The organism is Paraburkholderia sp. (genome assembly GCF_035501035.1).
Lineage (GTDB): Bacteria > Pseudomonadota > Gammaproteobacteria > Burkholderiales > Burkholderiaceae > Paraburkholderia.
The window spans coordinates 1-8,945 of record NZ_DATJWR010000362.1; the positions used below are offsets into that span (position 1 = coordinate 1).

General features: G+C 65.8%; 7 protein-coding genes and 2 pseudogenes. 2 read left to right on the forward strand and 7 right to left on the reverse strand.

Translation table 11 applies throughout. The features are described 5' to 3' along the window. The 7 genes and pseudogenes from VMJ11_RS26390 to VMJ11_RS26420 all read right to left on the reverse strand — a co-directional run. The coding region (locus tag VMJ11_RS26390) for a phosphoenolpyruvate-utilizing N-terminal domain-containing protein (RefSeq protein WP_325623278.1) at positions 1–941 on the reverse strand (941 nt) is incomplete at its 3' end. Between the two features lie 249 nt (positions 942–1,190). Next, entirely contained in the window at positions 1,191–1,460 is a 270-nt protein-coding gene (locus VMJ11_RS26395) for an HPr family phosphocarrier protein (RefSeq protein WP_325623280.1), read from the reverse strand. A 255-nt stretch (positions 1,461–1,715) separates the two neighbouring features. After that, positions 1,716–2,171 (reverse strand): annotated as a pseudogene (locus VMJ11_RS26400) (PTS sugar transporter subunit IIA); the annotation flags it as partial. Between the two features lie 548 nt (positions 2,172–2,719). Beyond that, on the reverse strand, positions 2,720–3,673 hold the full coding sequence (gene gshB, locus VMJ11_RS26405; protein WP_325623284.1) for a glutathione synthase: 954 nt from the start codon (positions 3,671–3,673) through the stop codon (positions 2,720–2,722). A gap of 124 nt (positions 3,674–3,797) precedes the next feature. Then, positions 3,798–5,087, reverse strand: a complete 1,290-nt coding sequence (gene gshA / locus VMJ11_RS26410) for a glutamate--cysteine ligase (RefSeq protein ID WP_325623286.1) — start codon at positions 5,085–5,087, stop codon at positions 3,798–3,800. 444 nt (positions 5,088–5,531) lie between these two features. Then, complete coding sequence (locus tag VMJ11_RS26415; RefSeq protein ID WP_325623288.1) at positions 5,532–7,028, reverse strand: ammonium transporter; 1,497 nt, start codon at positions 7,026–7,028, stop codon at positions 5,532–5,534. Positions 7,029–7,058: 30 nt separating this feature from the next. Further along, positions 7,059–7,397, reverse strand: a complete 339-nt coding sequence (locus tag VMJ11_RS26420; protein WP_028209287.1) for a P-II family nitrogen regulator — start codon at positions 7,395–7,397, stop codon at positions 7,059–7,061. A 567-nt stretch (positions 7,398–7,964) separates the two neighbouring features. Between VMJ11_RS26420 and VMJ11_RS26425 the strand changes: the two genes are divergently transcribed. After that, complete coding sequence (locus tag VMJ11_RS26425) at positions 7,965–8,222, forward strand: accessory factor UbiK family protein (RefSeq protein ID WP_325623291.1); 258 nt, start codon at positions 7,965–7,967, stop codon at positions 8,220–8,222. A gap of 168 nt (positions 8,223–8,390) precedes the next feature. Continuing rightward, positions 8,391–8,945 (forward strand): annotated as a pseudogene (locus VMJ11_RS26430) (magnesium chelatase domain-containing protein); the annotation flags it as partial.

Sequence of the window (8,945 nt, forward strand, 5' to 3'; positions counted from 1 at the left end):
TCCTCCGGCAACTGGTCCTTGTGGTTCATGAACAGGAACTCGGTGCGAAAGAGGCCCACGCCCGTCGCGCCCGCGTCGAGCGCGGCTTGCGCGTCGTCCGGCAATTCGATGTTCGCGTAGAGCTGGATCTTCTCTCCGCACAGCGTTTGCGTGGGCGAGAACTTCAGGCGCTGCAGCTTGCGCCGCTCGAGCGCCATCTCGCTTTGCCGGTAGGTGTACTCCTCCAGCACGATGGGCGCGGGATCGACGATCACGACGCCGTGGTCGCCGTCGACGATGATGAGATCGTCCTGGCGGATCAGCGCGCTCGCCTGCTGCACGCCCACGGCCGCCGGAATGCCGAGGCTGCGCGCGACGATCGCGGTGTGCGAGGTGCGCCCGCCCAGATCGGTCACGAAGCCCTGGAAGGTTTGCCCCTTGAACTGCAGCATGTCGGCGGGCGCGATGTCGTGCGCGACGACGATCATCTCGTCGCAGCTGCCGTGCAGCACCGCGGGCGAAGCGCCCGCGAGCGCCTTCAGCACGCGCTCGACGACCTGCTCGATGTCGGCCTTGCGTTCGCGCAGGTACTCGTCCTCGACATCGTCGAAGTGACGCGAGAGGCGCTCGAGCTGTTCGGTAAGCGCCCACTCCACGTTGAAGCGGCGCGTGCGGATGAGGTCGATGGTCTCCTGCACGAGCATCACGTCGTTCAGGATCATGAGGTGGACGTCGATGAAGGCGCCCATTTCGGAGGGGGCGTCGGCGGCGAGGTCGGCGCGCAGCGCGTCGAGCTCCTGCTCGACGAACCTGAGCGCTGCGCGAAAGCGCACGATCTCGTCCTCGATCTGCGGGGGTTCGATGAGGTAATGGTCGACGTCGAGTGCAGCCGGGGCGATCAGATAGGCTCGCCCGATGGCAATACCGCGTGATACGGGAATTCCATGCAGCGTGAACGGCACGCGCACCTCCTCTGGTTATGTGACGCTGCGGCAAACCGCTGCAATGCGCTCTCTCAGTGCGCTCTCTCAGACCCCGCGGATGATTATAAATTCCACAGCGATCGAATGTGGCGCCGCGCACCTTGCCGAGCCTTGCTGCGTCTTTTTGCAGCAGCCTCCGGCGACAACAACTGGCACGCATGCGCCGCATAAACGAAAACGCCGCGGCTAACCGCGGCGTTCCGAACTGGCGCAACGACTACGCGCGCATCACTGGCCTTCGCCGAATTTATCGGCGATCAGCTTGAGTAGCGCAGTCATGGCGTCGGCCTCGTCCGGGCCTTCGGTTTCGATCAGCACCGTGCTGCCAATGCCCGCCGCCAGCATCATGACCCCCATGATGCTCTTGGCGTTGATGCGGCGGCCGTTGCGGCTCATCCAGATTTCCGACTGGTAGTTGCCTGCGAGCTGCGTCAGCTTCGCCGACGCCCGGGCATGCAGGCCGAGTTTGTTCACGATGGTCGTTTCTTGTTGCAGCATAGGTCGATCCGGACGCAGTGTGTGGAAGTGTGACTGGGTTCTTGCGGTGTGCCTGGGGCGTGCATCATGGCCGGGCGCTCCCCGTGGCACGCACCGGGCTCAGGTGGTGCCGGCCGGCCCGAGCGCGACAGCCGGGGCGCCGCCTGCGCCAGCCGCGCTGTGCGCCGTGCCGGTTGCCTGGGTGACTGCCTCGGCGGCTGGCTCGTTGGCAACCTGGTTCACAACCTGGCTGGCAACCTGATTGGCGGCATCGGCTGCGGCCTCCGCACAGGGCGTGGCTGCTGACCCGCACTCGCTCACGGCCGCGGCTGCGGCCGCCGGAATGCTCGCGCCGATCGTCTGGACGCCCTTGCTCGCGCCGGCCAGCGCCTTTTCGACAAGCGTGTCGAGCGGCGTTGCCCGGTAGCAGACGGCGCGCACCAGCATCGGCAGATTCACACCCGCCAGCACACGCACTTCCGGCACGGTGGCGAGGCGAGCCGCGATGTTCGAAGGCGTCGCGCCGAACATGTCGGTCAGCACGAGCGCACCGTTGTCCTCGCGCAGCCGCTCGATCTCCGCATTCGCCTGGGCGACCACTTCCGCGGGGTCGCTGTCGGGCAGCACGTCGAGCGCGCCAATACGCGCCGGACAACCGCCATAGATGTGCGCGATGCACTCGCGTAGCGCGGTGGCGAGCGGTGCGTGCGCAATGATCAGAATCCCTGCCATGTCAGTACTCGCCAGGCCGTCCCGAAACGAGACGTCCTAAAACGGGCCGTCCGAAGATTACTGACAGCCTTTTGGAGGGCAGCGACCGTAGGGAGCGTTGGAGATCGTTCATATATCAGCGTGACTGCAAAAACGGCTCCGGTTGATGCTCGGGCTGATCCCGTAGATCGCGTCCAGCAGCGCCGCACCTGCGGCCAGCCGTGAGCTCGCAGGGTCGGAACACGCGCCGCGCGGCAGCGCCGGCGACGTCTTTCGCGACGCCGGCTTGCCAGCCCGGAACGCGGGCTCGCGGCATTGTAGCAGGGTCATTTTCGCGCACGCGAGACGGTTCTGCTCACAGCAGCGACAGATGTCGCGCGCCGTTCACACAGCCTCGCAGCCGTGCGGGGCCGAAGCGGCCGGAGCCGCCGAAAAAGGCGCGGCCACTCTGACTCACATCGGAGCGTCTACCCTGCAAGGCGCCCACCCGCAGGACGCAGATGCCATCCGCGCGCCCCGGATTCAAGGGCGCGCACCAGGTGCGCGCCTCCAACTGCCGCCTGGCAGCCTCAGGCCGCCGCGCGCTCCAGCGCGTCGATGAACATCGCGGCCACGTCGAAGCCGGTCTGCTCCATGATTTCGCGAAAGCACGTCGGGCTCGTGACGTTGACCTCGGTGAGCCAGTCGCCGATCGCATCGAGCCCCACGAGCAGCAGGCCGCGTGCCGCGAGCGTCGGGCCGAGGGCTCGCGCTATCTCCATGTCGCGCGCGGTGAGCGGCTGGGCGCGACCGAGACCACCCGCGGCCAGGTTGCCGCGCACCTCGTTGCCCTGCGGAATGCGCGCGAGCGAGTACGGCACCGGCTCGCCGCCGATCAGCAGGATGCGCTTGTCGCCGTCCTTGATCTCGGGGATGAACTTCTGCGCCATCACACTGCGCGCGCCGTCATGACTCAGCATCTCGATGATCGAGCCGAGGTTCATGCCGTCCGCCTTCACGCGGAACACGCCCATGCCGCCCATGCCGTCGAGCGGCTTGAGGATCACGTCCTGGTGCTCCTCGTGGAACTTGCGCAGGCGCGCCGCGCTGCGCGTGACGAGCGTGGGCGCGACAAACTGCGCGAATTCGCCAATGGCGAGCTTTTCCGAATGATCGCGAATCGACTGAGGCTTGTTGAAGATCTTCGCGCCCGCGCGTTCGGCGATCTCCAGCAGCCACGTGGAGGTCACGTACTCCATGTCGAACGGCGGGTCCTTGCGCATGATGACGGCGTCAAAGCCGGTGAGCTCGCGCGAGTCGGGCGACTCCGTGAACCACGTCTCGCGGTGCAGGTCCGCCGTATCGCCGACGATCGCAAAGCGCCGCACGTCGGCCTCCACCCGGCCGTTCACCCACGCGAGGTGCTGCGGCTCGCACGCAAAGAGCGTATGGCCGCGCTTCGCGGCCTCGGCCATCATCGCGTAGGTCGAGTCCTTGTAGATCTTGAACCGCTCGAGCGGATCGGCGATGAAGAGAATGTCCATTTTGTCCCTGCCTTGTTCCTGCTTTGTCTCTGGTGTCATGACGGCAACGCCCGCACTGGGCGGGCGCTGCGTTGAATTGTCCGAATAATGACGGACGAAGTGTCCGGGCCGCCCGGACCTGGGCCTAAACCTGGATCGCCTCGGGGTCGGTCTTCTCCAGCTCGACCGACGCCGCCAGCAAGCCGAGCCGCGCCACCACGCCGTACATGTAGAAGCGGTTCGGCGGCGCCGCGCCAGCCTTCGCGCGCGTGTCGGGCAGCGCCGTGTGCTCGAAGCCGAGCGGCACGAAATGCATGCCCGGGGCGTTCAGGTTCTGGTCGCGCTCGCGGCTGCCGTGCGCGCGGTAGAAGCCGCCTACCACGTAGCGGTCGATCATGTAGACGACCGGCTCGGCCACCTCGTCGCCGATATGCTCGAACGTATACACGCCTTCCTGCACGATCACGTCGTGCACCTCGAGCCCGTCCTTCGTGGCCGACATCTTCGCACGTTCGCGCTTCGTGAGTGCGGCGACCTCGGAGGCGTCGTGCACCGTCATCACGCCGCGGCCGTCCGTGCCGGCATCGGATTTGATGACGACATACGGCTTCTCGGTGATGCCGTACTCGCGATACTTCTTCGCAATCTTCTTGAGCACGGTGTCAATCGCGGCCGCGAGTTGCTCTTCGCCCGTGCGCGCCTCGAAATCCACGCCTTCCACGTGGGCGAAGTACGGGTTGATCATCCACGGGTCCACGCCCACCATCTTCGCGAACTTCTTCGCCACGTCGTCGTAGCAGGAGAAGTGCGTGGACTTGCGGCGCACCGCCCAGCCCGCGTGCAGCGGCGGCAGCAGGTACTGCTCGTGCAGGTTCTCGAGCACCGGCGGAATGCCGCCCGACAGATCGTTGTTCAGAAGAATCGAGCACGGGTCGAAGTTCTTCAGGCCGAGGCGGCGCTGCGAACGCTCGAGCGGCTCGAGCACGATCTTCTGGCCGTCCGCGAGCGAAATCGTGACGGGGCCGGCAATGTTCTCGTCGAGCGTGCCAAAGCGCACGTTCAGGCCCGCCTGGCGCATGATCGTGGCGAGCCTGGCGACGTTCTCCAGATAGAACGCGTTGCGCGTGTGCTGCTCGGGAATCACGAGCAGGTTCTTGGCGTCGGGGCAAATCTTCTCGATAGCGGCCATCGCGGCCTGCACGGCGAGCGGCAGCACTTCCTGCGGCAGGCAGTGGAAGGCGCCGGGAAAGAGGTTGGTATCGACGGGCGCGAGCTTGAAGCCGGCGTTGCGCAGGTCCACCGAGCAATAAAACGGCGGCGTGTGCTCCTGCCATTCGAGGCGGAACCAGCGCTCGATGGCCGGCGTCGCGTCGAGAATGCGCTGCTCCAGCTCAAGGAGCGGGCCGTTCAACGCCGTAACCAGATGCGGGACCATAAGGGGTGACTCGCGGACGAAATGCTGTGATTGTAGGGAAACTGGCCCGTTATCTGGGGACGATCTCCCCGGTTGCAAGACGGGCTTCCGCTCATGAATCCCCTTATGCGCAGCAGGGTCAATCGGTCGCAATCGACCACAATCGAAGCCACATGCGAGGGCACATGTGGCCCACGCGGAAATTCACGCCGGATATCCATTCTGGACCGCGCGCACCGTCCGGCGCAATTGGGCACACGTGTTGGAGGGGCACTACGCGAACGCGCAAGTGCGGCGCTTAGTCCCCTGAATCGCCCTCTGGGCGCGCCTACCTCGCACCCGGCTCGCGCGCGGCTCACTCCGGCGCGCACAAGAAAAAAGGCCCGCCGGAAAGGCGGGCCCAGGTCGCTGCTGCCTGCTACCTTGCTAACTCAAACCAGTTCCAGCTCATGACGAACGGTCCGGTCACTCGACGCGCTCGCCATGCAGGATCACGTCCAGACCTTCGCGCTCTTCTTCTTCCGTGACGCGCAGGCCCATCACCATGTCGATGACCTTCAGCAGGACGAAGCTCACCACACCGCTGTAGATCACCGTCGTCAGGACGCCCTTGGCTTGCAGGATGATGCTGCCGTCCGCACCGCCGATGTCCTTGACCGCGAACACGCCGGTCAGCAGCGCGCCGACGATGCCGCCGATGCCATGCACGCCGAAGCAGTCGAGCGAGTCGTCATAACCGAGCTTGCCCTTGAGCCACGTGGCCGACCAGAAGCAGATCACGCCTGCCGCGACACCGATCACGATCGCACCCAGCACACCGACGAAACCGGAAGCCGGCGTGATCGCCACGAGACCGGCGACAGCGCCCGAAGCAACGCCGAGCACCGACGGCTTGTCCTTGAAGATCCATTCCGCGAACATCCAGGCGAGTGCGGCGCAGGCGGTGGCGACTTGCGTCGTGAGCATTGCGAAGCCGGCACGGCCGTCTGCTGCGACTGCCGAACCCGCGTTGAAGCCGAACCAGCCCACCCACAGCATTGCGGCACCGATCAGCGTGAGCGTGAGGTTGTGCGGCGCCATCGCTTCGCGGCCATAGCCCACGCGCTTGCCGAGCACGAGGCAGCACATGAGGCCCGCGATACCGGCGTTGATGTGCACGACCGTACCACCCGCGAAGTCGAGGATGCCAGCGGCGGCGAGCCAGCCGGTCGGTTCCCAGACCATGTGTGCGATCGGCGAGTACACGATGATCGACCAGAGCGTCATGAACACGAGCATCGCCGAGAACTTCATGCGGTCGGCAAACGCACCGGTGATGAGCGCCGGCGTGATGATCGCGAACGTCATCTGATAGACGAAGTACACCGTCTCGGGGATGGTCGGCGCGAGGTGGCTCACGGTGAGCGTCGTCGCCTTGTCGCCCTTGATGTAGTTCATGCCTTCAAGGAAGATCCGCGAGAACCCGCCGATGAACGAGCCGCCCGGCGTGAACGCGATCGAGTAGCCCACCACCGTCCAGATCACCGTGACGACGCAGGTGATCGCGAAGCTCTGCATGAGCGTTGCGAGCACGTTCTTCTTGCGGACCATGCCACCGTAGAAGAGAGCGAGACCCGGGATCGTCATGAACAGCACGAGCGCGGTGGAGGTCAGCATCCACGCGGTGTCGCCCGAGTTGATCTTCGACGAATCGACCGAGAACGGCGCGGTCGGTGCAGCGGGCGCAGCCGCGGCGGCAGCCGAAGCGTCGGCCGGCGCGCTCGCGGCAGCGGCTGCCGGAGCGGAGGCAGCGTCGGCCGCAGGTGCCGAAGCGGCGGGCGCCGATGCGTCGGGGGCGGCTGCGGCGGAAGCGGTGGGCGCCGACGCGGCGGCGGGTGCGGAAGCGTCGTCCGCCAGCGCGGCGCCGACGCCGCCGGCCAGCAGCGAGCCGGCCATCAGCAAGGACATCAAAAGTTTGCGCATCTCGGTTTCCTCTTGTCTCTCTCTATGCGTTTACAGTGCGTCGGCGCCGGTCTCGCCGGTGCGAATGCGGATCACTTGTTCGATCGGCGTGACGAAAATCTTGCCGTCGCCGATCTTGCCCGTGCGGGCCGCGCGCTCGAGCGCCTCGATGGCCTGCTCGACGATGTCGTCGGCCACGGCGGCCTCGATCTTCACTTTCGGCAGAAAGTCGACGACGTACTCCGCGCCGCGGTACAGCTCGGTATGCCCCTTCTGGCGCCCGAAGCCTTTCACCTCGGTCACCGTGATCCCCGAAACGCCGATCGCCGAGAGGGCTTCGCGCGCTTCATCGAGCTTGAACGGCTTGATGATTGCTGTAATCAGTTTCATGTAGTCCTCGCTGTGGTTGCTTCATCCCTTGTTTGCGTCTGCAACGGGCGCCGGGCGAGCAGCGCATGTCGTCTCGCCGCTCGCTGGCGCACCGCGAGCCAACCGTCGTTCGGTGCGCGGGGCAGTATTAGCAACACCCGTGCCAATTCGCTGCACCCTCCTCGCGAGGTACGCATGACGAGCTTCGATGCAAGCGCGCCAAAAGCCGTGGACAATGCCGGTCCGCGCCTTGAATGGCGCGGCGCACAAGGCCCTGGCCGAACGGCCAGCGTGGCGCTCGGGCGGTGGCGTCGCGGTGGGATCGTTGCTACAGTGTCCTGACGCTTCGCTCCCGCGCGACAAGCCGCACAACGGGCAACAGCGGGGCAACAGCGGGGCAACCGAGGGCGACAGCGGCCGGCTGCGGCCAGCCGGCGGCCGCGCGAGGCGCGTCGGCCAACCGTGCGCACCACGTGAGCGCATGCCTGTCGGCAGCCCTGTCAGTTCGCACCAAGATCGACCACGATCCGTCGCGGGGCACAGGCGAAACGAAATTTGCACACTTTCTGTGCAACGAAGGGGAACCGAATGAAACAGCCAAATGATGTATTCAACGATCTGCAGGCGCGCGTGAGCGAGCTGCTCAAGAACTCTCCCGCACGCGACGTCGAGCGCAATGTGCGTGCAATGCTTTCGCAAGGCTTTTCGAAGCTGGAGCTCGTCACGCGCGAGGAGTTCGACGCGCAAACACAGGTGCTCGTGCGCACACGCACGCGCCTCGAGGAGCTCGAACGCCGTGTGGCCGAGCTCGAACAGAAGCTGCCGGTGACTAACCAGTCCTCCTGATCATTTCCCTGCGCACTCCTGTGTGCAGTTGACTGCCGCATCGCCGCAAGCGATCCGTAGCGTGATCGCAATGGAACCGTAAAGGGGCATACGCCTCTCGCCAGCCTGGCGCATGCACGGCGCGCAACACGCGCACCGCTTCCGCATGCGCCCTTTCCGGAGAATCCCATGTCGCTTGCCGTGGTGCGCAGCCGCGCGCCGGCTGCTGGCCGCGCGCCCGAAGTCACCGTAGAAGTCCATCTTGCCAACGGGCTGCCGTCGTTTTCCATCGTCGGCCTGCCCGATCTCGAAGTGCGTGAAAGCCGGGAGCGCGTGCGCGCCGCGCTCTCGAACTGCGGCTTCGACTTTCCTGTAAGGCGCATCACCGTCAACCTCGCGCCCGCCGACCTGCCCAAGGAATCGGGCCGCTTTGTTTCTGCCGATCGCGCTTGGAATCCTCGCGGCGAGCGGGCAGATTCCAGCCGCTGCGCTCGAGTATCGCGAGTTCGCGGGCGAACTCTCGCTCACCGGCGCCGTGCGGCCGATGCGCGGCGCGTTTGCGATGGCATGCGGCACGGCGCGCGCGCATGCGAATACGCATGCACAAAGCGAAGCGCGCGATGACGAAGCGGGCACAAGCCAAATCATTCGGGATCCTGATGATGACCCTGCCTCTGGGACTGCCACTGCAACGCGTGCTTTCGCGCTCGCGCGGCGCGAGCGCCGCAGCGTGCCCGAGCTTTA